The 24,133-nt window shown below is 30.4% G+C and carries 23 protein-coding genes and 1 pseudogene; 5 read left to right on the forward strand and 19 right to left on the reverse strand.

The genetic code is table 11. The annotated features are described in order from the left end of the window. Positions 1 to 62 precede the first annotated feature (62 nt). On the reverse strand, positions 63 to 1,454 hold the full coding sequence (locus tag PG912_RS09410) for a vWA domain-containing protein (protein WP_275687342.1): 1,392 nt from the start codon (positions 1,452 to 1,454) through the stop codon (positions 63 to 65). Between the two features lie 155 nt (positions 1,455 to 1,609). On the opposite strand from PG912_RS09410, the gene PG912_RS09415 reads away from it, so the two are divergent. Further along, positions 1,610 to 2,215 (forward strand): zinc-ribbon domain-containing protein, encoded by a 606-nt coding sequence (locus PG912_RS09415; protein ID WP_275687343.1) that lies wholly within the window; start codon positions 1,610 to 1,612, stop codon positions 2,213 to 2,215. A gap of 3 nt (positions 2,216 to 2,218) precedes the next feature. Here PG912_RS09415 and PG912_RS09420 read toward each other — a convergent pair whose 3' ends face one another. The 9 genes from PG912_RS09420 to PG912_RS09460 all read right to left on the reverse strand — a co-directional run bounded on the left by PG912_RS09420 (position 2,219) and on the right by PG912_RS09460 (position 11,574). Beyond that, a complete protein-coding gene (locus PG912_RS09420) occupies positions 2,219 to 3,286 on the reverse strand; it encodes an AMP-binding protein (protein WP_275687344.1) in 1,068 nt (355 codons plus the stop codon). 198 nt (positions 3,287 to 3,484) lie between these two features. After that, positions 3,485 to 4,432, reverse strand: a complete 948-nt coding sequence (locus PG912_RS09425) for a CPBP family intramembrane glutamic endopeptidase (RefSeq protein WP_275687345.1) — start codon at positions 4,430 to 4,432, stop codon at positions 3,485 to 3,487. A 44-nt stretch (positions 4,433 to 4,476) separates the two neighbouring features. Continuing rightward, positions 4,477 to 5,517 (reverse strand): o-succinylbenzoate synthase, encoded by a 1,041-nt coding sequence (locus tag PG912_RS09430; protein WP_275687346.1) that lies wholly within the window; start codon positions 5,515 to 5,517, stop codon positions 4,477 to 4,479. Positions 5,518 to 5,618: 101 nt separating this feature from the next. After that, on the reverse strand, positions 5,619 to 6,131 hold the full coding sequence (locus PG912_RS09435) for an SRPBCC family protein (protein ID WP_275687347.1): 513 nt from the start codon (positions 6,129 to 6,131) through the stop codon (positions 5,619 to 5,621). 29 nt (positions 6,132 to 6,160) lie between these two features. Further along, positions 6,161 to 7,108, reverse strand: coding sequence for a 1,4-dihydroxy-2-naphthoate octaprenyltransferase (gene menA, locus PG912_RS09440; protein ID WP_275687348.1), 948 nt, complete (start codon positions 7,106 to 7,108; stop codon positions 6,161 to 6,163). Between the two features lie 94 nt (positions 7,109 to 7,202). Beyond that, the gene (locus tag PG912_RS09445; RefSeq protein WP_275687349.1) at positions 7,203 to 7,982 is read right to left on the reverse strand and encodes a (Fe-S)-binding protein; all 780 of its coding nucleotides are present in this window, start codon (positions 7,980 to 7,982) and stop codon (positions 7,203 to 7,205) included. Positions 7,983 to 8,081: 99 nt separating this feature from the next. Then, positions 8,082 to 9,401 (reverse strand): 4Fe-4S dicluster domain-containing protein, encoded by a 1,320-nt coding sequence (locus PG912_RS09450; RefSeq protein WP_275687350.1) that lies wholly within the window; start codon positions 9,399 to 9,401, stop codon positions 8,082 to 8,084. Positions 9,402 to 9,446: 45 nt separating this feature from the next. Then, positions 9,447 to 10,412 (reverse strand): MlaD family protein, encoded by a 966-nt coding sequence (locus PG912_RS09455; protein ID WP_275687351.1) that lies wholly within the window; start codon positions 10,410 to 10,412, stop codon positions 9,447 to 9,449. Positions 10,413 to 10,476: 64 nt separating this feature from the next. Then, positions 10,477 to 11,574 (reverse strand): N-acetylmuramoyl-L-alanine amidase family protein, encoded by a 1,098-nt coding sequence (locus PG912_RS09460; protein WP_275687352.1) that lies wholly within the window; start codon positions 11,572 to 11,574, stop codon positions 10,477 to 10,479. 300 nt (positions 11,575 to 11,874) lie between these two features. Between PG912_RS09460 and PG912_RS09465 the strand changes: the two genes are divergently transcribed. The 4 genes from PG912_RS09465 (at position 11,875) to PG912_RS09480 (ending at position 15,849) form a co-directional block, all read left to right on the forward strand. Then, complete coding sequence (locus tag PG912_RS09465) at positions 11,875 to 14,439, forward strand: putative LPS assembly protein LptD (RefSeq protein ID WP_275687353.1); 2,565 nt, start codon at positions 11,875 to 11,877, stop codon at positions 14,437 to 14,439. A 50-nt stretch (positions 14,440 to 14,489) separates the two neighbouring features. Beyond that, entirely contained in the window at positions 14,490 to 14,870 is a 381-nt protein-coding gene (locus tag PG912_RS09470; protein ID WP_275687354.1) for a Rid family detoxifying hydrolase, read from the forward strand. A gap of 48 nt (positions 14,871 to 14,918) precedes the next feature. Further along, positions 14,919 to 15,485: a Crp/Fnr family transcriptional regulator gene (locus PG912_RS09475; protein ID WP_275687355.1), complete on the forward strand. Its 567-nt coding sequence runs from the start codon at positions 14,919 to 14,921 to the stop codon at positions 15,483 to 15,485. Positions 15,486 to 15,546: 61 nt separating this feature from the next. Next, entirely contained in the window at positions 15,547 to 15,849 is a 303-nt protein-coding gene (locus tag PG912_RS09480) for a DoxX family protein (RefSeq protein ID WP_333780648.1), read from the forward strand. 199 nt (positions 15,850 to 16,048) lie between these two features. On the opposite strand, the gene PG912_RS09485 is transcribed toward PG912_RS09480, so the two are convergent. From PG912_RS09485 to PG912_RS09525, 9 genes and pseudogenes are all read right to left on the reverse strand, one after another. Beyond that, positions 16,049 to 16,411: a methylglyoxal synthase gene (locus tag PG912_RS09485; protein WP_275687356.1), complete on the reverse strand. Its 363-nt coding sequence runs from the start codon at positions 16,409 to 16,411 to the stop codon at positions 16,049 to 16,051. A gap of 67 nt (positions 16,412 to 16,478) precedes the next feature. Further along, positions 16,479 to 17,471 (reverse strand): type I glyceraldehyde-3-phosphate dehydrogenase, encoded by a 993-nt coding sequence (gene gap / locus PG912_RS09490; RefSeq protein WP_275687357.1) that lies wholly within the window; start codon positions 17,469 to 17,471, stop codon positions 16,479 to 16,481. 153 nt (positions 17,472 to 17,624) lie between these two features. After that, a pseudogene (gene gap, locus PG912_RS09495) lies at positions 17,625 to 18,622 on the reverse strand (type I glyceraldehyde-3-phosphate dehydrogenase). 16 nt (positions 18,623 to 18,638) lie between these two features. Then, complete coding sequence (pfkA, locus tag PG912_RS09500) at positions 18,639 to 19,622, reverse strand: 6-phosphofructokinase (RefSeq protein ID WP_260586891.1); 984 nt, start codon at positions 19,620 to 19,622, stop codon at positions 18,639 to 18,641. Between the two features lie 69 nt (positions 19,623 to 19,691). After that, positions 19,692 to 20,303, reverse strand: a complete 612-nt coding sequence (locus PG912_RS09505) for an N-acetylglucosamine kinase (RefSeq protein WP_275687358.1) — start codon at positions 20,301 to 20,303, stop codon at positions 19,692 to 19,694. Positions 20,304 to 20,570: 267 nt separating this feature from the next. After that, the gene (locus PG912_RS09510; protein WP_333780706.1) at positions 20,571 to 20,960 is read right to left on the reverse strand and encodes a type 1 periplasmic-binding domain-containing protein; all 390 of its coding nucleotides are present in this window, start codon (positions 20,958 to 20,960) and stop codon (positions 20,571 to 20,573) included. After that, positions 20,957 to 21,148 (reverse strand): LacI family DNA-binding transcriptional regulator, encoded by a 192-nt coding sequence (locus PG912_RS09515; RefSeq protein ID WP_275687359.1) that lies wholly within the window; start codon positions 21,146 to 21,148, stop codon positions 20,957 to 20,959. Before PG912_RS09515 ends, PG912_RS09510 begins: the two co-directional genes overlap by 4 nt. Before the next feature lie 2 nt (positions 21,149 to 21,150). After that, the gene (locus PG912_RS09520; RefSeq protein ID WP_275687360.1) at positions 21,151 to 22,047 is read right to left on the reverse strand and encodes an SMP-30/gluconolactonase/LRE family protein; all 897 of its coding nucleotides are present in this window, start codon (positions 22,045 to 22,047) and stop codon (positions 21,151 to 21,153) included. Continuing rightward, positions 22,040 to 24,085 (reverse strand): beta-N-acetylhexosaminidase, encoded by a 2,046-nt coding sequence (locus PG912_RS09525; RefSeq protein WP_275687361.1) that lies wholly within the window; start codon positions 24,083 to 24,085, stop codon positions 22,040 to 22,042. The genes PG912_RS09520 and PG912_RS09525 overlap by 8 nt, the downstream gene beginning before the upstream one ends. Positions 24,086 to 24,133: the final 48 nt, after the last annotated feature.

The raw sequence follows: 24,133 nt of genomic DNA on the forward strand, positions 1-24,133 counted from the left end.
TCATACTTACATATAACAAAAACAAATCTCTCTATTGAAATAAAATAGAGAGATTTTGTTTTTTATATTCCTGTGTATTTATTTATCAACCGAACAATTAAATCATTTAACTTTTCTACTTTAAAATCGGTTGTTGTAGGTTTTAAGTGCTTATTTCCAATTCCGCTATCATCGGTTAAAAAAACATAGGTTCCGTTTGTTGAAACACTAAAATAACGCATTAAATACTCTACCGTTTTATCTGCACCACTAGCAACAATCGGTATAATTTTAATTCCTATTTCTTGTGCTTTCTTTATTTCGTTTTTTATCATAGCAATGTTTTCTTTATTTAAATGCGGTGGCGCATCTAACAATAAAAATAGCAACTTAGATTTTGCATTTACATTCCATGATTTAGACAAAGAAATTCTTAACGCCTCCTCTACAGCTTCTTCATAATCTCCTCCTCCACCAGCTGTTTGATGAGATAAATTTTCTTTTATTTTAGTAATATCCGTAGTAAAATCAAAATCTCTAACAACATATTCATCACCATGATCTCTATAAAATGTTAAGCCTATTCTTTTTTTCTGAACACTTGAATCTATACGAGTAATAATATTTTTTATTTCAGATTTTAAATAATTAATCTCATCACCCATTGAGCCTGTTGCATCGATTGTAAACATAATATCGATGTCGTTTAATTTTTCATTGGAATTATATGTAAGTCCAATTTTTGTGGTTTTCTTATTAATTCTTACTCCTTTTATCTCATTTTTATAAATTACTTGTAATGTATTATACTTACTATCATCTTTAAAAACTACCGCTTTACCAAAAACATCTGTTTTTGTTTTAATAATCACCTTATTTTTATCATCTAAAAACAAAATCGTAGCATTTATAATTGGTATATTATTTATGTCTTTCACAAACACATCAACTCTATTTTCTAAAGAAAATTTCCAATTGTTTTTCACTTTTAAAAATGCATCATTTTTCATTAACGCTTGCCAGTCTTCCCATTTGTCAATATCATTAATTTCTCCTGCTGTTAATTGCCCTGATTGTGATCCATCTATTTTCAATGAAGATGAGCCTTTCGTTTTTAGAGGTGAATATGCTAATGCTTTACTTTTTCTTTTAATTCCCATAGCAGTAGTTACTACTTCATCTAAAACATCAGTATTTTCAATTAGTAAGGCATTAATTATAGTTTTATCTTCAACCAAAACTTCTTTTGTTTCCATTCCTATAAATGAAAAAACTAATACATCTCCTTTACTTGCTTTTATAGCATACTTACCATCAAAATCAGTTTCAACACCTGTTTTTGTTCCTTTAATTAAAACAGTAGCTCCTGGCAAAACACCAGAATTATCAGAAACAACTCCTGTTATTTGTATCTCTTGCGCTTGCATCAATGACACAACGGTTATTAGAAACATGAAAATTATTCTTTTTAGCATAGTTATAGGTTTTAAATTTGATATAAACCTATTGCTATTTGTAACAATAGAAAACATATAATGAGTGAATGCTCACTTTAAGAAAGTAAAGAGGTTTATTTAATTAGTATAGCTGCGTTAATTTTCAATATATTTAGCAAAAAATAAAAATTGATATGATTTTTTACGGAACAAAAGGCTCGCACCTAAAAAGTGAAAGAAGAGGAGGTATAAAATGTGATCATTGTAATGAAATTACAAACCACACAATTTCTGTGTACGGTAAATACGCGTATTTATATTGGATTCCTGTTTTTCCTATGACTAAAAAAGTATTCTCAGAGTGTTCAAATTGTAAGACAACCAAGGCTTACAAAGAAATGAACGAGAAACTTAAAAATGCTGGTTTAGATGTAAAACGAAATACTAAAACACCTATTTGGTATTGGTCTGGCTTGGGTATTATTGCCATTTTAATAGCTATTGGTGCATATTCAGCTGGTAAGCATAAAGAAGATTTAGTTAATTACATTAAAGAACCTGCTGTTGGTGATGTAATTGAATTTAGAGTTACTGAAACAGGGTATTATTCTACTTTAAAAATTAAATCGGTTACTAACGATTCTATTTTTGTAATTCAAAATGATTATGAAACTGATAAAAAGAAAGGAATTTCTGATATTGACAAAGCTAAAAACTATACAACACCACCTTATAGTTTGGGTAAAAACGAAATTCAAGGATTCTTTGACAAAGGCTTATTTTATGATATAAATAGATAATGTTTAAAACTTAACTAAATCCAGCGTTTTTTTTCGTTGGATTTTTTTTGTTTCCGTCTCTATAAACTCTTTAACAAAATAAACCGCTTTCGGAATTTCATATTTAGAAAGTGATGCCTCTTTTTTAATTTTTGATAACAAAGAACTCTCGACTCCGCTCGAAGTGACATCCTCAATAACAAGAACTAATTTTTCTCCTAAAACTTCATCTTTAATTGCTGTAACGAAAAAACGTTGGTCGATAATTTCTGATAATTTCTCTTCTATTTTCTCCGGATGTAATTTTACTCCGCCAGAATTTACAACATTATCGTAACGTCCTAACCACTCAAACGCTGTTTTAGAAACAAGTTTTACAACATCATTTGTCCTAATTATTTCTGATGATACTTTTGAAGCTTCAATTATTAAGCAATTTCGGTCATCCTGACTTATTAAAACATTTGGTAGTGTTTTATAAAGATTTCTCGACTCCGCTCGAAGTGACAAATTATTTAATTTTTTAACAGCAACATGGGTAATCGTTTCTGTCATTCCGTATGTAGCAAATACTTTTGTAGAAATATTTTGAATCGCTGCAATTAAATCATTCGACACTACGCCTCCTCCAACAATTAGTTGATCTATTTTATGTAATTCATTCAACGAATTTCTTAACTGTAACGGAACCATTGCAGAGAAATTATACTGCTTTTTTATGTCTTTTAACGGATTCGAATCTGGTTTTACAACATCTAATTGCCAACCTAAAGTTAAAGCGCGTACCAACATCATTTTACCCGCAATATAATCGGTAGACAAACATAACAACGCTGTTGTATTTTCTTTTAAACTAAAAAATTCTCCTGTAGCAAAAGCCGAATTTTTCATAAACTCTTTTTGGAGCTGTATTGGTTTTGGCTTTCCTGTAGAACCCGATGTTTGTACAATTACAAAATCCTTTTCATTAAACCAATCCGTTAAAAAAGTAGTTACCGAACTTGAAATGTTTTTAGAAAAAGCAATCAATTCTTCTTCGGATGAAAATGATGCTCCGTTTAATTTAAAATTTTTGTGAAACTGATTTTCCATATCTCTAGTTAATGATTACTTCGTTCTTCGACCTCGTAATGACGTTAGGATTTATTTTCCGGTTATAATTATACTTTATACGTCATTCCGAATTTATTTCGGAATCTCATCAATTAAAAACAGCTCCTTATTATGAAAACCTGAAACAAGTTCAGGTTGACGAATTGCATTTATCATCAAGAAAAGATAACAAATAAACTATAACGATTCAATTTCTAATGGTTTTTCAATTTTACCCACCAACTTATCTTTCCAGTTTGTCCAACCGTATTTTTTAGAAAACAAAAACAACAGCAACGGATACAATACAAAAACAGATAAAAACATTTCAGAACCTACCGAAGGCTCAGAAGTATCAATAAATAAAGCATCTGTTTGAAAAACCATCCAATCGGTAGTTACTAAAAAAGCGGCTATAATATTATTTACGGCATGTAAACCCAAAGCTAATTCAGTTCCTTCATCCATTAAAGTTGTAATTCCGAAAAAGAATCCTGTTCCAATATAAAATACCATTGAAATATACCCTAATTTTTCAACTTCAGGATTTGCACCATGTAACAAACCAAAAGCAACTGACGTTATGATTAAAGGCATCCATCTGTTTTTAAACCAAGTTCCTATTCCTTGCATAAAATAACCTCTAAATAACAATTCTTCGAAAGTTGTTTGCAATGGCAAAAACAAAAAAGAAATAGCGACTAAAGTAAAAAACGGAACGGGTTTAAAATTCCATGTATAACTTTCAGGTTCTAAAAAAATACCCAATAATGTAATACTTACCGCTACAATTCCCCAAGTTATAAATCCGAACCAAAATCGATTCCAATCAATAGTTTCTCTACTTGTTATTACTGTTTTTACAGCTCTTTTATGAATATATTTTATCGTTAACAATAAAAAAAGTAAACCGATAGCAAACATGGATATCATTAAAAATAAAAACAAATTCTTATTGATACCTAAACTCATAAAGCTATCATTCGCAGCGCGAGAAAACTCACCTAAATCAGTCGAATGCAATGCAGCTACAACTGACAAAGGAATAATACCTATAAACTGCCAACCGAATAGTACTAACAAAATACCTGCTAAATAATAAACCCAATCGTTTCGACCTTTATATGCTTGTTGTATAAAATTCATATGTTATAAGTATGATAAGATTCTGAAACAAGTTCAGAATAACATTAGTCTAAATTAAATCCCCATTTCTTTAATGGATTGTATGCTAAACTCCCGTTTAAAACTTCTAATGGGCTTTCGAAGTTATTGGTAAATAAACTACCAGTTCCTAAACCTTGTGGCAATTTAGTGTTTAAAACATGCGTCCATTGTGCAATAGCGTTTAACCCAATATTACTTTCTAATGCTGATGTAATCCAATTATCGGCATTGTATTTTTTGGCTATAGAAATCCACTCTTCACTTCCTTTAAATCCGCCTACTAAACTTGGCTTTAAAATAATGTATTGTGGCTGTATGGTTTGGATGCATTTTTCTTTTTCTTCGGATGTAAAAACACCTATCAACTCTTCGTCTAATGCAATTGGCAATGGTGTATTTTCACACAAAGCTGCCATTTCTTGCCATTGACCTTGTTTTATAGGCTGTTCTATTGAATGTATATCTAATTCAGACAATCGTTGTAATTTCTCTAAAGCATTTTTTGGTGTAAATCCGCCATTTGCATCTACGCGCAAAGTAATTTCTTTTGATGAAAACTCATTTCGTATAGATTTTAACAAATTGATTTCTGCATCAAAATCGATTGCACCAATTTTCATTTTAATTGTTGAAAATCCTTGTTGTAGTTTATCTTTTATTTGCTGCTGCATAAAAGATTTATCGCCCATCCAAATTAATCCGTTGATGGATATATTTTGTTTTCCTTTTGTAAAATCTGATGGGAATAATTCAAACGGATTTTTTGCTTCTAACGATAAAAATGCTTGTTCTAATCCGAATTGAATACTTGGATAACGAATCGTTTCTGGTAATAAAGTTGTTAAACCTATATTAATATTTTGGCATACCCATTTTAATTTTCCTTCGTAATTTGGTATATCATCAATACTTAATCCTCTAAACAATCCACATTCTCCAAAACCTTGTTTGTTATCTTTTGATAACTTTATAAACCAAGTTTCTTTGGTTTTTAAAACACCACGAGATGTTCCGCTAGCTTGTTTAAAATTAAGAATGTGTTTATGATATGTTGCTATTATCATTTTAACCGATTATTGTTTTGCGTTAGGGATTGCAATGAAAATCCTTTTGTGAGGCACGAGCAAAAGATTGTAATGTAAAGCCCGCTCGAACGCCCAAAAACTTATTTTTCTAGCGTTGTTTTTAATTGATTCATATAGCCTAAACTTAATTCTTTAAAGGTTCCTTTAAAATAAGGAAACAAGCAAGCGGTCATATATGATTTGCTATTTATACTGCAATTTTGGACTATTTTGGTTTTGTTTCCGTTGGCGATAAAGTTAAAATCATCTGTTTTTATCATTTGATCTGAATCGAACTTAAAGGTGATTTTTTGATTCGGAATATATGCCGTTATTTTCTGAATCATTTTCATTTCTTGTCCGTTATTTACAGCAACTACAGTATAAGTGCTTCCTACCATTCCTGGTTTTTCTTCGATTGGCTCTATCGACTTAATATCTGGCAACCAGTTTTTCATTAAATCGACATTGGCTACGTTTTCGAAAACTTCATTTATTGGCTTATCTATTTCTATTTCGGCAGTATAGGTAACTTCGGTAATAACCACTCCTGTTAGTAAAAACATGATTACCAAAGCGGAAACGATTCCTAAAATTATCTTTATTGTTTTCATAATTGTTCTTTTAAAATTGTTTTTTCTGTTTACAAGATATTACCCAATCCGAATAGTATTGCAAATAAGAATGTACTTAATGCTACTTTTTTTAATTCGCCATCTAACAGTACTTCTTCTTTATTTTTATACACAAATATGAAGTGTTTTACTATTGGTATATAGGCTATTAAAAATAAGAATTGCATTGGTGAATAATATGTTAATACAACAAATATTAATGCAAACAAAAATGAGGTAATAATTAAAGAGTAATGGTACAATTTTGAAGATTTTGCTCCTATTTTAACAACCAAGGTATTTTTACCAACCTTTGCATCATTTACTCTATCGCGCATATTGTTTAAGTTTAAAACCGCTGTACTTAATAAACCTATTGTAATAGCTGGTAAAAAAATAATTAAATTTAAACTCTTTGTATATAAAAAATAGGTTCCTACAACAGCTAATAATCCGAAGAAAACGAACACAAAAATATCGCCAAAACCGCTATAACCATAAGCCGATTTGCCTACGGTGTATTTAATTGCTGCAACGATTGATGTGATTCCTAATAAGAGGAAAATTACTGAATATAAAAAATTGTCTCCTCCGAAAGAAACATAAATAAGCAAAAGGGCAATTACCAAAGTTATTGCTCCGGTAACGATCATTGCAGTTTTCATTTGTTTTGGCGTAATTGCGCCCGATGAAACCATACGAGCTTCCCCTTCTCTATTATCGTCAGTTCCTTTTACACCATCTCCGTAATCATTCGCAAAGTTTGATAATACCTGAAAACCGATGGTTGTTAGGATTGCTAGAATGAAAATTAAATAGTTTTTTTCATTCAAAAAATCAACATCTAAAAGTCCGTCAAATTCAATCTCTTGTATAAGAGGAACTGAAAAATTTGCTAAAAAAGCACCTACTACAATTCCTGAAATAGATAATGGTAAGGTTCGTAAACGTGCTGCTTTTATATAGTTTTTTATCATTTTAAATTTTGATTAAAACCTCTCGACTGCGCTCGAGAAGACCTATTTTGGTGTCTGTTCGAGCGCAGTCGAGAATTATTTGCTATATTTTATTTTATAAATTATTTGCTTCTGCAATTAGCTCGGCAATATCTTTTACAACTACTTGATCTTCTTTCATCTTAAACTTTACACCATCTGTCATCATTGTGTTACAATAAGGACATCCGGTTGCGATGATTTGCGGATTGGTTTCTAAAGCATCTTGCGTACGCAACACATTAATATCCATGGCTCCTTTTTCTGGTTCCTTAAACATTTGTGCTCCACCAGCTCCACAACATAAAGCGGTAGATTTACTACGCTTCATCTCTGTCATTTTAACACCCAAACTACGAATTAAGTCTCTTGGACTTTCATATACATCGTTTGCGCGACCTAAATAACAAGGATCGTGATAGGTTACTCGTTTTCCTTTTAAATTAGCGTCATCTATAGCTAAACGACCATCACTTATTAATTTACTAATAAACTGTGTGTGGTGATATACCTCATATTTACCTCCCAATCCTGGATATTCATTTTTTAATGTATTAAATGAATGTGGATCACAGGTAACTATTGTTTTTACTTCGTATGCATTTAAAATTTCGATGTTTGTCATTGCTTGCATTTGAAACAAAAACTCGTTTCCTGCACGCTTAGCAGCATCACCAGTTGAACTCTCTTCAGTACCTAACACAGCAAAATCTACACCTGCTGTATTTAATATTTTTACAAACGATTTTGTTATTTTCTTTGCTCTATCATCATAACTTCCAGCTGCTCCTACCCAAAACAATACTTCTGGTTGTTTTCCTTGAGCCATCATATCTGCCATTGTTGGTACGTTCATAATTTTATGTTTTTTAATTGATATGCTTTTTTTCTAAATATTCTCGATACAATTTTTCTTCATTCTTCAGAAAAATCACTCGAATTGACAATTACTAGATTAATCTTCGTCTTTCCAGTTTAATCTGTCTTGTTGGCTATACTGCCAAGGTGCTCCGTTATTTTCGATATTGGTCATCATTGCATTTAACTCTTGCGGAGCTGCTGATTCTTCCATCACTAAATAACGACGCATTTCCATTATAATAGATAAAGGGTCAATACCTATCGGACATTCTTGCACACAAGCATTACAACTTGTACATGCCCATAATTCTTCTGGAGAAATATAATCGTTTAATAATTGCTTTCCGTCATCTTTAAATACACCGTTGTTTGCATCAATGTTTTTTCCTACCTCTTCTAAACGATCTCGGGTATCCATCATGATTTTACGAGGCGATAATTCTTTACCTGTTAAGTTCGCAGGACAAGAAGATGTACATCGTCCGCATTCTGTACAAGTATAGGCGTTCATTAACTGCACCCAGTTTAAATCGGTAACGTCCGAAGCACCAAATTTTGCTGGCACTTCCTCTTCCGCTCCTTCTTCTGGCATTGCATACGGATCGGCATCAGGATCCATCATCATTTTAACCTCATTCGTAACAGCTTCTAGGTTATTAAACTGTCCTTTTGGCTTTAAATTTGCGAAAAATGTATTTGGGAAAGCTAATAAAATATGTAAGTGCTTAGAGTAATATAAGTAGTTTAAGAAAATTAAAATTCCTATAATATGTACCCACCAAGCCGATTTTTCTATAGTGTGTAAAGCTTCTGGTGAAAAATCAGAAAACCAAGGAGCTATAAATTGAGAAACGACATTTCCTGCTCCCGCTTCTTGAAAAGCAGTATCTGTAGCATTCATTACTAAGAATAACGACATTAAAACCATTTCGAAATATAAAATAATGTTTCCATCATTTTTTGGCCAGCCTGTCATTTCTTTACTCCAAAAACGTTTTACTTTTTCGATATTTCTACGCAACCAAAAAATAATAACTGCTACAAAAACTAAGGCTGCTAAAATTTCGAAATTAGCAATTAAAAATCCGTAAATAGCGTCACCTAAAATTGGTTGAAAAACACGATGTGTACCAAACAAACCGTCAATAACGATTTCTAACATTTCAATATTAATCAAAATAAAACCAACATAAACAACTACGTGTAAAATTCCAGAAACTGGGCGACGTACCATTTTATATTGACCTAAGGCTATTTTAGCCATGTTTTTCCAACGTTCAGGTTTTCTATCCGTTCTGTCTATATCTTTTCCTAATTTTATATTTCGGACAAGTTTTCGAACATTCATTACAAAAAATCCAATTCCTGCAATTAAGATAAATGCAAATAAGATATTTGGTAGGTATTTCTCCATCGTTCTTTAAGTATTAAGTTCTGTTAGTTTTTTAATAATTATAAGTTACTTCGTACTTACATTTTTAGTATTACTTTCTTCATTATATGGTTTTGCTTTTTTACCAAATAATGAAAAATGAACAAATCGTTTTGGATTTAATTTCATTTCACGTAACAACTCTTCCATTTCTTTAGAGGCATTGGTTAAGTTTGTGTACATTTTATCGTCGGTCATTAACTTACCTAAAGTTCCTTTACCAGCTTTCATATTTGCTAGCAAACCATTTACGTTTGTTAATGTTGATTCTAACTTTTTAACTGTTTCGCCTAAATTAGCTTCTGCTAAATCATTAGATATTTTAGAAAAATTATCTGTAATTTTTTTAGCATTATTAAGTGTTGAATCTATAGTAACTTTATTGTTTACTAACAAAGTATTTACGGATGATAATGTTTTGCGAACATCATAAATAGTACCTTCTAAACCAATAATACTTCTATTTAAACTTTTACGTGATTTTTTATCTAAAATTTCATTAAAACCTATTAGTAAAGAATCGGCTCCGACTAATACTTTTTCTAGTTTAGATTGAATAGGATTTAGTTTTTCTCCTACAGATGAAAAAAGATCAGATTCAACTTCTCCCTTTAAATAATCTCCAGAAACAGCTGTTTCGGCATCATATTTAGGAACAATTGCTAAGTTTTGCCCTCCCATTAAACTAGCCGAATAAATTTTAGCTATACTATTTTTAGAGAATTTAAAATCGTTGTCTAACGATATTTCGACTAATAAAACTCCTTTTTTTTCAGGAGTTGAATTGAATGATATATCAGAAATTTTACCAACTTTTAAACCGTTTATAGTAACTAAACTGGCGGTATTTAATCCATTAATATTTTTGTATTCAACAAAGAATTTTCTGCTACTACCATTAAACAAATCTTGCCCTTTTAAGAAATTGTATCCCCAAATAAATAAGACAATAATTACTATTGCAACAATCCCCGTTTTAAGTTCTTTCGACATATAAAAAAATTATAGCACGAAAATAGTAATAATTTTGACAGTATAAATATAGAACCCCTCTAAATTAACGGTTTTTCAATGCTTCTTTTATAGAAATTTTTTGTCCGTTTTTAAAAGCAACAACCCAAGCATCTTTATAACCGATATTTCTAACCGTTATTAAAGTCTTTTTTATTTCTGAAAAACTAGAAGAATTACCGTAGTAGTATTTATGATAACCGCCAATAAACATGGTCGTTGTATTCTTTAACCCTTTGAAATTAAAATTACTTCCGTCCAATTTCTTTTTTGATGCAGCAATTTGAACTTTAAAAACGACACCTGTAACTACTTTTTTAGTAGGTGTTGATTTTTTAATTACCCTATTGGCAGGCTTCTTAACTATTTTCTTAGGTATTTTTTTTGTTACTACTTTTGCAACAACACCTGCTTTAACTGTATTTAGTTTTAATCTGTTTACATATTTTTTTATGGCATCAGCAATTGCTTTAGCCATTTTTATTTGTCCAGATCTTGTATTTAAAAACTTACCCTCTTTTTTATTAGTTAAAAAACCTAATTCTATTAAAACACTCGGCATAACCGTTTCTCTTAATACTAAAAAATTAGCTTGTTTTACTTTTCTATTAACTCTTTTTAAGGACACAAAATTACTCTGAATAAAACTCGCAATACCTAAACTATTATCTAAATTCTCTTCTTGAAGCACAGATAAACCAATAACTGATTCTGGTGAATTAGGATCGTAGTCATAATTTTGTTTATAATTATCTTCTAATAAAATTACAGAATTTTCTCGCTTTGATATCTCTAAATTCTCTTTATTTCCACTTAAACCTAAAACAAATGTTCCTGCTCCGTTTGGTTCTGACTTATGGAATGCATCACAATGAATAGAAACAAATAAATCTGCTTTTTTATCATTTGCTATTTTTGCTCGATTGTGTAATTCGACAAAAACATTAGTCTTTCTCGTATACACAACATTAACATCTCTTGCTGTTAATAGTTCTTTTCCTACATCCAAAGCAATTCTTAATGCTACTTTGGCTTCTTTATATCCGTTTCCGATATTACCAGGGTCTTTTCCTCCGTGACCTGCATCTAAAACAATTGTATATTTCTTCTGTGCGGAAAGTGTCGTTGTAAACCCCAATAACATACATATTGTGGTTAAAAATAAAAAATAACTTTTCAAGTGATTATATTTACGTAATTTTAAGAATTGCATCAATAAAATTTAACTATTTTTGGATTTTATATTTAGGCATTCAAATAGTACGCCAAAGTTTTTAAATATAACACAAAAATAGTATTTATAACATTGCGAACAAATCTAACTTACATACTTTTAATTTTCTACCTTTTTTGCTTTCAATTAAGTGTAGCTCAAGATTTTGGTAAAACAACTATTAGCCCTCAAAAAGCTAAAAAAAAGTCGACTTTAAACATTTCAAAAGACATGTTACCACACTTAAAAGGAAAAGAACTGTTGAACTCAAAAAAAGATTCGATAGTTAACGACTCTATTAAACCTAAGGAGGTTATTGAAGGCATCATTACTCATAATGCTGAAGATTACACCATTCAGAATGCAAAAAACAAAACGGTAACTTTATATAACAACGCTCAAGTACTTTATACTGATATCGATTTAAAATCAGGTATAATTGTACTCGATTATAAAAACAATACCGTTTATGCTAAAGGAATTAAGGATAGTTTAGGATATCATCAACGACCAGTATTTAAACAAGGTGGTCAAGAATCTGAACAAGACTCTATTTTATTTAATTTCAAAACAAAAAAAGCGTTAGTTTATGGCGTAAAAACGGTTCAGGGTGAAATTATAACTTATGCTGAAAAAACAAAACGTGTAAATGACTCTACCATATATATGCGTCGTTTGCGTTTTACAACCTCTAAAAAGAAAAGACCAGATTATTACATTCAAACCAACAAAGCTAAACTAGTTCCTGGTAAAAAAATAATTGTGGGTGGTAGTAATTTAGTCTTAGCAGATGTACCTACGCCTGTGTATTTACCTTTTGCTTATTTTCCGATGACTAATAAAAGAACCTCGGGATTTATCATTCCTTCTTATGGAGATAGTAATAGTCAAGGTTTCTTTTTACAAAACGGTGGATACTATTTTGCATTAAGTGATTATTTTGATTTAACTGTTTTAGCAGACATATATACGAATGGAAGTTGGGGGTTAAGAACGGATTCTAATTATTATGTTCGTTATAAATTTAGCGGAAACTTTAGTGTACGTTTTGAAGATGTAACTCGAGGAATTAGAGGATTGAGTGATTATAGTAAATCTTCTAATTTTAATATTAGATGGAGTCATAGTCAGGATACAAAATCGAGTCCGAATTCTCGTTTTTCTGCCTCTGTTAACCTAGGAAGTAGCACCTACTACAGACAATCTTTAAACGAATATAATAATGCTCAGTTTTTAACCAACACATTAAGTTCTTCAATTTCGTATTACAAAAAATTTGTAGGTACCCCTTTTAATATAAATGTTACGGCAACGCATTCCCAAAATACAAACACCGAGCAAATAACCATGACACTGCCGTCTTTACAATTAAATATGGATCGTATTTATCCGTTTACAGGCAAAAATGGTGTTAAGAGAACTCCTATTCAAAAAATGGGATTAAACTATAGTATGCAAGGTAAATATCAAATAAATACTACTGATGATGAGTTTTTTACTGATAAGATGTTTCAGACTGCAAAAAAAGGGGTTCAACACAACTTAAGTACAAACACAAACATTAAAGCTTTTAAATACTTTACTTTATCGCCAAGTGTAAATTATAAAGAAGTTTGGTATTTTGATAAAATTAATAAACGATACGACCCTGCTGCTCTAAACTCTAACGGTAATTTAGGTGCTGCTGTTAACGATACTATTAGTGGTTTTAATCGTTTTCACGAATATAATTTTGGTGCATCATTATCTACAAACATTTACGGAACGTTTAACTTCAAAAAAGGAAGATTAAAGGCAATTAGACATACTATTAGACCTTCAATATCTTACGGGTACAGACCTAACTTTGCTCAAAACCACGATTTACAAGTACAACAAAATTCAGACCCTACCGATTTACTTACCTACTCTCCTTTTGCAGGTGGTATGTATGGTACTCCTGGTAGCGGTATATCAAACTCTATTGGTATTTCTGTTAATAATGTTTTAGAAGCCAAAGTAGCTCCTAAAGATCCTGATAGTGATGAAGAAGATAAAAAAGTTACCATTCTGAACAACTTAAATTTCAGTACTAGCTACAATATTGCTGCTGATAGTTTACGATGGAGCCCTGTTAGTGCAAATGCTGGTACTCGATTATTTAAAGATAAATTAGCTTTAAATGTAAACGCTAGCTTTGATCCGTATCAAGTAAATGACAAAGGACAAAGAATAAATCAATTTAACGCTAATATTTTAAGGCTTACTCGTTTTGGTGTTACTGCCAACTATTCTTTATCAAGTAAAGACTTCGAAGCAAAAAAAGAAGGAGATAAAGATGCGTCTAAAAACAAGGGGAATGGCGCACAAGATACTCCTGATGTATTTGGGCAGAATATGTCTGTTACAAATGGATTCCCGAACATTGCTAATAGTAGTCAAAACAAAAGTAAAACAAAAGAAACTAAACTATATGGCGCTAAAATCCCTTGGTCGTTAAATTTAGCTTATGCTATGAATTATACTGATAGCGGACTTGAAAGTAATATCGGAAGTCATTCTTTAATGTTTAGCGGTGATGTAGAGTTTTCACCTAAATGGAATGTTGGCTTTTCTTCTGGATATGATGTTAAAGACAATGCTTTTACATACACAAGACTTTCTTTTTCGAGAGATTTAGACAGTTGGCGTTTAAATTTTAACTGGACTCCTTTCGGTATAAATTCTTCTTATAATTTCTTTATCGGTGTAAAATCATCTGTTTTAAGTGATTTAAAATGGGATAAAAACAAACCACCAGATAGAGTATTATTCTAATAATGAAGAATAATGAAGAATAATGAGTCAATTTTTAATTTATCAATCATATGAAAAAAATTATAACAACAAGTAAAGCTCCTGCTCCTATTGGCTCTTATAATCAAGCAGTTTTAAGTGGAAATACACTATATACTTCTGGTCAAATTGCTTTAAATCCTGAAACTGGAGAATTAATTATGGACTCTATTGAAGCTGAAACAAAGCAGGTAATGAAAAATATGAAAGAAGTTTTAGCTGCTGCTGAAATGACTTTTGAAAACGTAGTTAAATCATCTATTTTTATTTCAGATATGCATAACTTTTCAAAAATAAATAGCGTTTATGCTGAGTATTTTAATGAAGCAACTGCTCCTGCTAGAGAAACCGTAGAAGTTGCCAACTTACCAAAATTTGTAAATGTAGAGATTAGCATGATTGCAATTAAGTAGTTATTAGAATTAAATCTAATATTTTTTACTAGCATTGATGTATACAAAATGAACGAAATCAGAAAATTTATTGATAATATTTCTCCAATGAATGATTCTGACTGGGAATTGTTCTCTTCAAAACTACAAGAAGTAAAATTAAATAAAAACACAATTTTATTGAAAGCTGGTAAAACTGAAAATTATTTATCTTTTATTTCTAAAGGAATAGTCCGACTATACATCCCAAAAGTTGAATCAGACTTAACTTTCGGTTTCCTATTTGACAATGAATTTGTTACTGCTTATGATTCATTCTTAACTCAAAGTCCGTCTGAATATCAAATAGAAACATTGACAGAAACTACCTTGTGGAAAATTTCGAACAAAGATTTACAAGAGGTTTATGACAAAACAAAGAATGGAAATATTATTGGACGAAGAATGGCTGAAAAAATGTTTTTAATAAAGTCTAAAAGAGAAATTTCCTTACTAAACAAAACAGCTGAAGAGCGATATTTAGATTTATTCTCTGATAGACCAATATTATTACAGCAAATTCCTTTAAAATATATAGCCTCATATATCGGAGTTACTCCACAAGCATTAAGTCGAATTAGAAAACGCATTACTTAATTTGGGTTCATTTATTTCTTTTATTCTTTCCTGACATTTGTACTTCTAAAACCCGGAAAACATGAAACCTTTAAGTATCCTTATATTAACTTTTATAATATCTATTTTTACCAATAAATTTATAAAAAAAGAATATAACTTTGCACTATCAGCCAGAATAGCAATATCAATAATGTTATTATTTACGGCAATTGGACATTTTTATTTTACAAAAGGAATGTCAATGATGATACCTAAATTTATTCCTTTTAAAGAATTTATTATTTATTTAACAGGAATGTTTGAAATACTTTTAGCAATAGGTATACTAATCCCTAGATTTCAAATAATATCTGCGTGGTTACTAATTTTTTTCTCCTATTAATGTTACCAGCTAATATATACGCTTCATTAAATAAGATAAATTACCAAAGAGGAACATTTGATGGAAATGGACTTATTTATTTGTGGTTTAGAATCCCTTTACAAATCCTTTTTATTGTATGGACATATCTTAGCACAATTCGATTTTAATATTCAAAAAAACTAAAAAAATCCATTTTTAAAAATTGGATTTTTTTAGTTTATATCGCCTTCATTAATAATTCAGCTGTTGCAGGATTTGTTGCTAACGGAACATCATGTACATCACACAAACGTAACAACATCGTAATATCTGGCTCGTGTGGATGTTTCTCGTTCGGATCTCTAAAAAATAACACCATATTACATTTACCTTCAGCAACTCTTGCGGCTATTTGAGCATCACCTCCATAAGGATCAGATAAGAATTTAGTCACTTTAAAACCTGCTTTTTCAGCTTTAGAACCCGTAGTTCCTGTTGAAATTAATGCTATCTTTTTTTGAAGTAAAATATTTTTATGTTCATTTAAAAACTGAACCATTTCAGCTTTCATTCCATCGTGTGCTATTATTGCTATTTCCATATTTATAAAATTAACTAAAAATTCCCGCTAATAGCGGGAATTAATATTAAATTAAAATTATTATTTTTTATAAAGAAGCTGAATACTCCAGTAAATCAACGATTTTCGTTGCATACCCATATTCGTTGTCGTACCAAGAAATAACTTTAAAAAAGTTTTCATTTAACTCTAAACTTGCATCAGCATCAACCACAGATGTTCTTGTTTCAGAAACAAAATCTTGAGAAACAACTTCATCTTCCGTATAACCAATAACACCTTTAAATTCGTTTTCTGAAGCAGCTTTAAAAGTTGCCATAATTTCTTTTAATGATGTTGCTTTTGCTGTCTTAAATGTTAAATCTACTAAAGAAACATCAGCTACAGGAACTCTTACAGCCATTCCTGTTAATTTCCCTAACATTTCAGGAATTACTTTGGTTACCGCCTTTGCAGCTCCCGTTGAAGTAGGAATAATGTTATTCACTACAGAACGCCCTCTTCTCCATTTTTTATTAGATCCATCAACGGTATTTTGTGTTGATGTTGCCGCATGCACAGTTGTCATTAAACCTTCCGTCATTCCGTAAGTATCATTAATAACTTTTACCAATGGCGCCAAACAATTTGTGGTACAAGAAGCATTAGAAATAACAGCTTCGTTTGCTGTTAACTCTTTATGATTTACACCCATCACATACATTTTAGCATCTTTAGAAGGTGCTGAAATAATTACTTTTTTAGCACCGCCTTTAATATGTAAGGCAGCTTTATCTTGATCTGTAAAAAAACCTGTTGATTCTATAATATACTCAGCTTCTACTTCATTCCATTTTAAATTCTCAGGATTTCTATCCGCAGTAACTCTAATTTCTTTTCCGTTTACAACTAAGTTTCCGTCTTTTACTTTTACATCACCATCAAAACGACCGTGAACAGAATCATACTTTAATAAATATGCTAAATAATCTACATCTAACAAATCGTTAATTCCTACAACTTCTATATTTGTTCTATTGATTGCTGAACGGAAAGCTAGTCTACCTATCCTTCCAAACCCATTAATTCCTATCTTGATCATTTTCTTTATATTTTGAATACTATTAGTCGTTTTTCTTAGAAAAACTTAAACTTTTTCTAAAAAAAGGAGGACTACAAATATAAAAATTATCGCAATAAAAAAACCTGATAATCATTAAAACTATCAGGTTGTGTTCTTCAAATAAATAAGTATTTATAAAGATGCTGAATACGTTAATAAATCAACAATTTTAGTTGCATAAGCAAATTCATTATCATACCAAGATATCACTTTATAAAAGTTACTATTTAACTCTAAACAAGCATCAGCATCTACTATTGAAGTCCTTGTATCAGACACAAAGTCTTGAGAAACCACCTTATCCTCAGTATACCCTAAGATACCTTTTAATTCTCCTTCGGATGCTTCTTTTAAAGCTGATTTAATTGCTATTAATGAAGTTGCTTTTTCAGTTCTAAAAGTTAAATCAACTAAAGAAACATCAGCTACAGGAACTCTAACAGCCATTCCGGTTAACTTACCTTCTAATTCAGGAATCACTTTGGTTACTGCTTTTGCTGCTCCTGTTGACGCCGGAATTAAATTATTTAAAACCGACCTACCTCTTCTCCTATCTCCATTTGGGCTATCTACCACTCCTTGCCCAGAAGTTGCTGCGTGTATGGTTGTCATTAACCCTTCTGCAATTCCGAATTTCTCGTTTAAAATTTTAGACAAAGGTGCTAAACAGTTTGTTGTACAAGATGCATTAGAAACAATTACATCTTCTTTTGTCATTTCTGTATGATTAACACCCATTACAAACATTTTAGCATCTTTTGAAGGTGCTGAAATAAACACTTTTTTTGCACCTCCTTTAATATGTAAATTTGCTTTTTCCTTGGTTAAAAAGAAACCTGTAGATTCTATTACATAATCTGCACCTACTTGATTCCATTCTAAATTTTCAGGATTTCTTTCTGCTGTAACCCTAATTTTTTTCCGTTTACAACTAATTGACCATCTTTTACAGCAACTTCGCCATCAAAACGTCCATGAACAGAGTCATACTTTAATAAATATGCTAAATAATCTACATCTAGTAAATCGTTAATTGCTACAACTTCTACATTACTTCTGTTGATTGCTGCTCTAAAAGCGATTCTACCTATTCTACCAAATCCGTTAATTCCTATTTTTATCATATTTATTGTTTTTAACATCTATTTATGTAGTCATGATATCGGAGACTCTTAATAACTCGATATCAATACTATCTTGTCCTTTAATTGCTTTTTCTAAATCGGTAGCAACTACCTTATTATTTTGTAAACCAACCATTAAATTTGTTTGATTATCTAATAAAAGCTCTACAGCTTTTACCCCTAATCTACTTGCTAAAACTCTATCAAAACAAGTAGGTGAACCTCCTCTTTGCATGTGTCCTAAAACCGAAACCCTTACTTCATATTCAGGTAAGTTTTTTTCTACATAATCAGCCAATTCAAAAACGTTTTTCCCAGTCTTATCGCCTTCAGACACTACAACGATACTTGAAGATTTTCCGGTTCGTCGGCTTTTCTTCAAAGATTCTAACATTCTTTCTAATCCTAAGTTTTCTTCCGGTATCAGTATTTCTTCCGCTCCAGCTCCTACACCTGCGTTTAAGGCGATAAAACCTGCATCACGCCCCATTACCTCAACAAAGAACAATCGATTGTGTGATGATGCGGTATCTCTAATTTTATCAATTGCTTCAACCGCCGTATTTAATGCTGTGTCGTAACCTATTGTATGCGTGGTACCAGAAATATCATTATCTATTGTACCTGGTATGCCTATGATAGGAAAATTAAATTCCTTGTTAAACACAACACCTCCTGTAAAAGAACCGTCTCCTCCAATTACAACTAAAGCGTCCACTTTATGTTCTTTTAAATTTTCATATGCTTTTAGTCGACCTTCTTTAGTTCTGAAATCTTTTGATCTTGCAGATTTTAATATGGTACCGCCTTTATTGATAATATTATTTACACTACGTGCTGTAAACGGAACTAAATCGCCTTCTATTAAACCTTGATAACCTCTGTAAATTCCCATGCATTCAGTACGATAGTAAGCACATGCTCTTACCACCGATCTAATTGCCGCGTTCATGCCAGGAGAATCCCCTCCTGAAGTCATGACTGCTATTTTTTTTATTTTTCCCATAAGATGAATATCAAATTTACTCATTTTAAATCATTTTAAATGCAAAGGATTGTTATCAAAAAGCATTAATTATGCTAACTTTTTTAAAAAAGAATTTTCTTTTTTTATCGCTTCAATAAATGCTATTAACGGTCTTCTTATAAATTTTTCTGGCACTTTTATTTTTCGTTTTTCTAATACCTCGTTAATTATTTCTCTTGCATGATACCCTATAGATCCTATAAAATACAGCGGTATTTCTGTTAATTCTTCTTTATACTTAAGTAGTTGTTTATCTATAAATTCTGATATACAATTGGTTATTATATTCTTAGCATACGGGTGTTCTATATTCTCAAATAAAAATCGAGCATATTTCGCTAAATATTTATTAGGCATTTTAGATCCGTATAACTTAGAAAGTACTTTATCATTATTCAAATTAAATTCTTTCTCTAACGAAAATTTTAAATCCTCAGGAAGTTCTTGATAATAATAGGCTCTTAAAACTTCTTTTCCTAAATGATTTCCGCTTCCTTCATCCATTAAAACATAGCCCATTGCTTTTACTTTTTGAACTATTTCTTTTCCATTAAAAAAACAACAATTAGAGCCCGTACCTAAAATAGCAACAACCGATGGTTTTTGAGATGCAGACAAAACTGCTAACATTAAATCTTCTTTAACAACTATTTTTGACAAACTAGGGAAAAAGTTCTCGAACACTTTTTTTACTTTTCTTTCGGCTTTTATGTTATTGCAACCTGCACCAAAAAAAAGACAGTGGTTATATTATTTTTATACTCATTTAATTCTTTACTATTAGTAAGAATATCATGAATACTTTTCTTCTTTAAAACAGAAGGGTTTACGCCTGCTGTTCTTAACCTTGTGATAACCCTATTATTTACAAGTTCATACAAAAACCAGTCACATTTTGTAGACCCACTGTCTGCTATTAAAATCACGTTAAGAAGCTTTTAATTGTACATTATTCTGTCTTATTCTAACGATTAAATCGTTTACTATTTTCTTCCCATATTTCGTTGTAAACTCTATAGTATCCTCAGTGATAACGTTTTTCTTATTTACAATCGTAAAAGGAGTATTACTTTTTGAAATATTATAGTAACTTTTATTACCATCTAAATATTTTTCAGAAAAAAAGGAAGTACACACAATTAATCCATCTATAATATCTTCTGACAATAACTTAATATAATTTACTTCTTTATTAGGATTATTACAAGTTTGATATATCATAACTCGATGACTATTTTCACTTGTTTCTTCTGTTATTCCGTTTACCAAATTGTAAAAAAAATCGTTTCGAAAATCAGGAATAATAACACCTATTATAAAGTTTTTTTCTTCTTTAAATTCCGCGCAAAAAAATTAGGCGTATAATTTAATGCAGTTGCTATTTTAATAATCTTCTCTTTAGTTACACTACTAATTTCATGACTATCATTTAAGGCTTTTGAAACTGTTGATATTGAAAATCCTGTTTCTAAAGCTATATTTTTAAGTGTTATTGTGTTTTGCATTTTTAAAAATATTTTCCGCTTATTTGAGTATAAAAAGATTCAAAACAACCTCTATCAGACATTGTAATAAAACATTGTTTCTTTTCTAAACCTCCAAAAGTTATATTAGTAGGCTTTTTTCCTTTAAGAGATATCTCTTCTAACAATACAGCTTTTGGCGACAATATAACTACGGTTCCTTTACCGTACCTACAAACATATAGGTTACCTAAACTGTCACAACGCATACCATCTAAACCAAAATCAATAAAATTTTTAAATAATTTTTTATTTTTAATAGTACCATCTTTATTAATATCATATACCCAAATTTTCTTTTGATGAGATTCATTAACATATAATTTTGTTCCTGATGGGTTTACTTCTATACCATTTGTTGTTCCCATATTTTGTTCAAGTAATACCATTTTTTCATTAATCACCATCCATAAATTCCCTGTATTATCTGACCAATTAGGATCACTTAAATATATAATTCCTGAAGGAGATATTGTTAAATCATTAGGCTGATTCATCTCTTTATTATGAGCATAAATATTTGGTACTATTGAGTTTTTTTTAACAATTAGCACATTATGACTAACATAATCAGCTATGTACATATTATCTTCTTTATCAAATCGGATTCCATTACCAATACTATTTTTAGGAAGCGTAATGTATGAGATTGAATTACCTTTTTCATCTACTCTACCTATTGTACCCTCTTTATCAAAATTCACAGCATAAAGATTCCCTTTACTATCAACCGCAGATCCTTCAATACCTTTGGTAAATAAATGTTCTTCTGTAAAATCGAATGCCACATAATAATTCTCTTTTTTACATAAAAAGAATAGAAATATCATACATGTGAAATAATAAAATAATCTTTTTGTTGTTACTTTTATTCTACTCATTTAAACTAAAGTTTTTCAATAATTTTTCTAATGAGAAACAAATCATAAGTTCTGTATCAACCATTGGTTTTTTTAAAAAAGCAATACACTCTTTTATTTTACCTTTTTCTTTAGCACTTATTTTATTATTTTTTAATATTTTTAAACATAAAATAGAAAGATCATTTATTTTATTATAGTGTACTTTTAAAGGTTTTGTATTCGCGTTTAAAGGTTTTTCTAAAAACTTACGATACCCTAAAATCCATTTATTAAAATATTTTTTTACTTCTTCTTTATTTTTGGCTGTTGGTTTAGCGGTAAATAAAACTACTTTTTGATTAAAGTTATACGCATCTATTGCATCGGCTGAACAAGCATCTGCAAAAAGTGTAAACGGTGAGAATGTTTTATATTCTATACCTTCTTTGTTTCTTGAATATACTTTTATTGGTTCGAAAATATTTGTCAAAATTTTAATTGATTCAACATCATCCGTTTTTGCTATATTTCTTAAAATAACATCTTTATTTTTTTTATGCGTTATTCCTAGCTCTTCTAAATTAGAGTTTACAACCGCTAATCGTACTCGCATATTTTTAAGATCGTTAACTTCTTTTTTAGACCAAAATCGTTCTGCAATAGCAGCTGTTCTTGGCCAAATTCGAGAATCTATTGTCAACGGAGTTACTAACTCACTCCACATTGTTGCTTCTACCCCTAAAATTCTTTTCCGTTCTTCTTTCGTTAATATCGCATCTCCAATTGGATCTACCGAATAATGATGTTCTACAGACAACATTCTGTCAATATAATACCCATTAGAAAGTACTGCTTGGTATCCTTTTTTAGCTGCTTCTATTAATGTACTTTGCTTTAAACCTTCGTGTTTTCCTCTCCAAGAATGAATCACTGCTGTAGTTGGTAATGAAGGTGTTAATATTTCATCCCATCCCATTAATTTTTTATCTAATTTTTTTAATATTTTTTCTAATTTGATATTAAAAAAAGTTTGAACATCATGATTTGTTTTTAAATTATGTTTATTTTTAAATGCTTGAATTTCTACATTTTCATCCCAATGTTTCCCTTCATTTTCATCTCCTCCTATATGAAAGTATTCATCAGGAAATAAGGGAGCTATTTCTCTAAATAATGTTTCTAAAAATAAATAGGTAACTTCTTTCGACGGATTTAAAGTTGGGTCGAAAACACCCGAAAAACGTTCAACATTATAACCATAACCATCTTTACTACCTAATTCTGGATATGCTGCTAATATTGCAGATGCATGCCCAGGAACATCAAATTCTGGTACTACTCTAATTCCTAAATTAGCTGCGTAATTGACAACATCTTTAATTTGTTCTTGTGTATAAAACAATCCGTCAGCAGCAATTTCTTGTAATTTAGGGTACACTTTAGATTCTACTCTAAAACCCTGGTCATCTGTTAAATGCCAATGAAAAACATTTAATTTCACAGATGCCATTGCTCTTAAATTTCGTTTAATAACGTTTATTGGCTGAAAATGCCTGGCAACATCAATCATTAAACCTCTCCATACAAAACGTGGCGAATCTTTTATCTCAACACCTTTTACATAAAAATAATTTTCATCGAAAGTTATTAATTGTAATAGGGTTTCTAAACCTCTTAAAGCACCAATATCCGTATTTGCATTTATCTCAATTTGATTATTTTTTACATTTAAAGTATATGACTCGTCTGTATCAGAATTTAATTTACCAATATTTGTAAAAGTAATTTTTACAGTTGCGTTTTCATTCTTTACTAAAGGAAAACCTTGGTTAATAAAAACACCTGTTCTATTAGTTACTCTTCTAATAAAATTAGTAGCATATTCATAAATTCTACTTTCCTTTTTATGTAAACTAACCGTAAAATTTTCATCAATAACTACCTTACTTTTATTTTCTTTAATTTCTTGTGGCCAAGGCATTAAATTATAATTATTTGATAATTTATGCTGACTGCTTACCGCTAAAAAACAAAGCAAGAAAACTATATAAAGTTTTTTTATTATTATTTTTATCATCTATTATTTTTTTTCTGAAAATTTTACGATTACTTTTCTTATCTCTTT

Origin of the sequence: Tenacibaculum retecalamus (genome assembly GCF_027941755.1) — a bacterium.
Classification (GTDB): domain Bacteria; phylum Bacteroidota; class Bacteroidia; order Flavobacteriales; family Flavobacteriaceae; genus Polaribacter; species Polaribacter haliotis_B.

Coding starts and splice junctions, on each gene's coding strand:
- gap (WP_275687357.1), bottom strand. CDS start 17,471: ATGATCAAGATAGGAATTAATGGGTTTGGAAGGATAGGTAGACTAGCT.
- PG912_RS09415 (WP_275687343.1), top strand. CDS start 1,610: ATGATTTTTTACGGAACAAAAGGCTCGCACCTAAAAAGTGAAAGAAGA.
- PG912_RS09445 (WP_275687349.1), bottom strand. CDS start 7,982: ATGAACGTACCAACAATGGCAGATATGATGGCTCAAGGAAAACAACCA.
- PG912_RS09475 (WP_275687355.1), top strand. CDS start 14,919: ATGAACGAAATCAGAAAATTTATTGATAATATTTCTCCAATGAATGAT.
- PG912_RS09460 (WP_275687352.1), bottom strand. CDS start 11,574: ATGTTATTGGGGTTTACAACGACACTTTCCGCACAGAAGAAATATACA.
- PG912_RS09435 (WP_275687347.1), bottom strand. CDS start 6,131: ATGAAAACAATAAAGATAATTTTAGGAATCGTTTCCGCTTTGGTAATC.
- PG912_RS09410 (WP_275687342.1), bottom strand. CDS start 1,454: ATGCTAAAAAGAATAATTTTCATGTTTCTAATAACCGTTGTGTCATTG.
- PG912_RS09485 (WP_275687356.1), bottom strand. CDS start 16,411: ATGGAAATAGCAATAATAGCACACGATGGAATGAAAGCTGAAATGGTT.
- PG912_RS09430 (WP_275687346.1), bottom strand. CDS start 5,517: ATGATAATAGCAACATATCATAAACACATTCTTAATTTTAAACAAGCT.
- PG912_RS09520 (WP_275687360.1), bottom strand. CDS start 22,047: ATGAGTAGAATAAAAGTAACAACAAAAAGATTATTTTATTATTTCACA.
- PG912_RS09525 (WP_275687361.1), bottom strand. CDS start 24,085: ATGATAAAAATAATAATAAAAAAACTTTATATAGTTTTCTTGCTTTGT.
- PG912_RS09420 (WP_275687344.1), bottom strand. CDS start 3,286: ATGGAAAATCAGTTTCACAAAAATTTTAAATTAAACGGAGCATCATTT.
- PG912_RS09465 (WP_275687353.1), top strand. CDS start 11,875: ATGTTACCACACTTAAAAGGAAAAGAACTGTTGAACTCAAAAAAAGAT.
- PG912_RS09425 (WP_275687345.1), bottom strand. CDS start 4,432: ATGAATTTTATACAACAAGCATATAAAGGTCGAAACGATTGGGTTTAT.
- pfkA (WP_260586891.1), bottom strand. CDS start 19,622: ATGGGAAAAATAAAAAAAATAGCAGTCATGACTTCAGGAGGGGATTCT.
- menA (WP_275687348.1), bottom strand. CDS start 7,108: ATGATAAAAAACTATATAAAAGCAGCACGTTTACGAACCTTACCATTA.
- PG912_RS09455 (WP_275687351.1), bottom strand. CDS start 10,412: ATGTCGAAAGAACTTAAAACGGGGATTGTTGCAATAGTAATTATTGTC.
- PG912_RS09450 (WP_275687350.1), bottom strand. CDS start 9,401: ATGGAGAAATACCTACCAAATATCTTATTTGCATTTATCTTAATTGCA.
- PG912_RS09470 (WP_275687354.1), top strand. CDS start 14,490: ATGAAAAAAATTATAACAACAAGTAAAGCTCCTGCTCCTATTGGCTCT.
- PG912_RS09480 (WP_333780648.1), top strand. CDS start 15,547: ATGAAACCTTTAAGTATCCTTATATTAACTTTTATAATATCTATTTTT.
- PG912_RS09515 (WP_275687359.1), bottom strand. CDS start 21,148: ATGCAAAACACAATAACACTTAAAAATATAGCTTTAGAAACAGGATTT.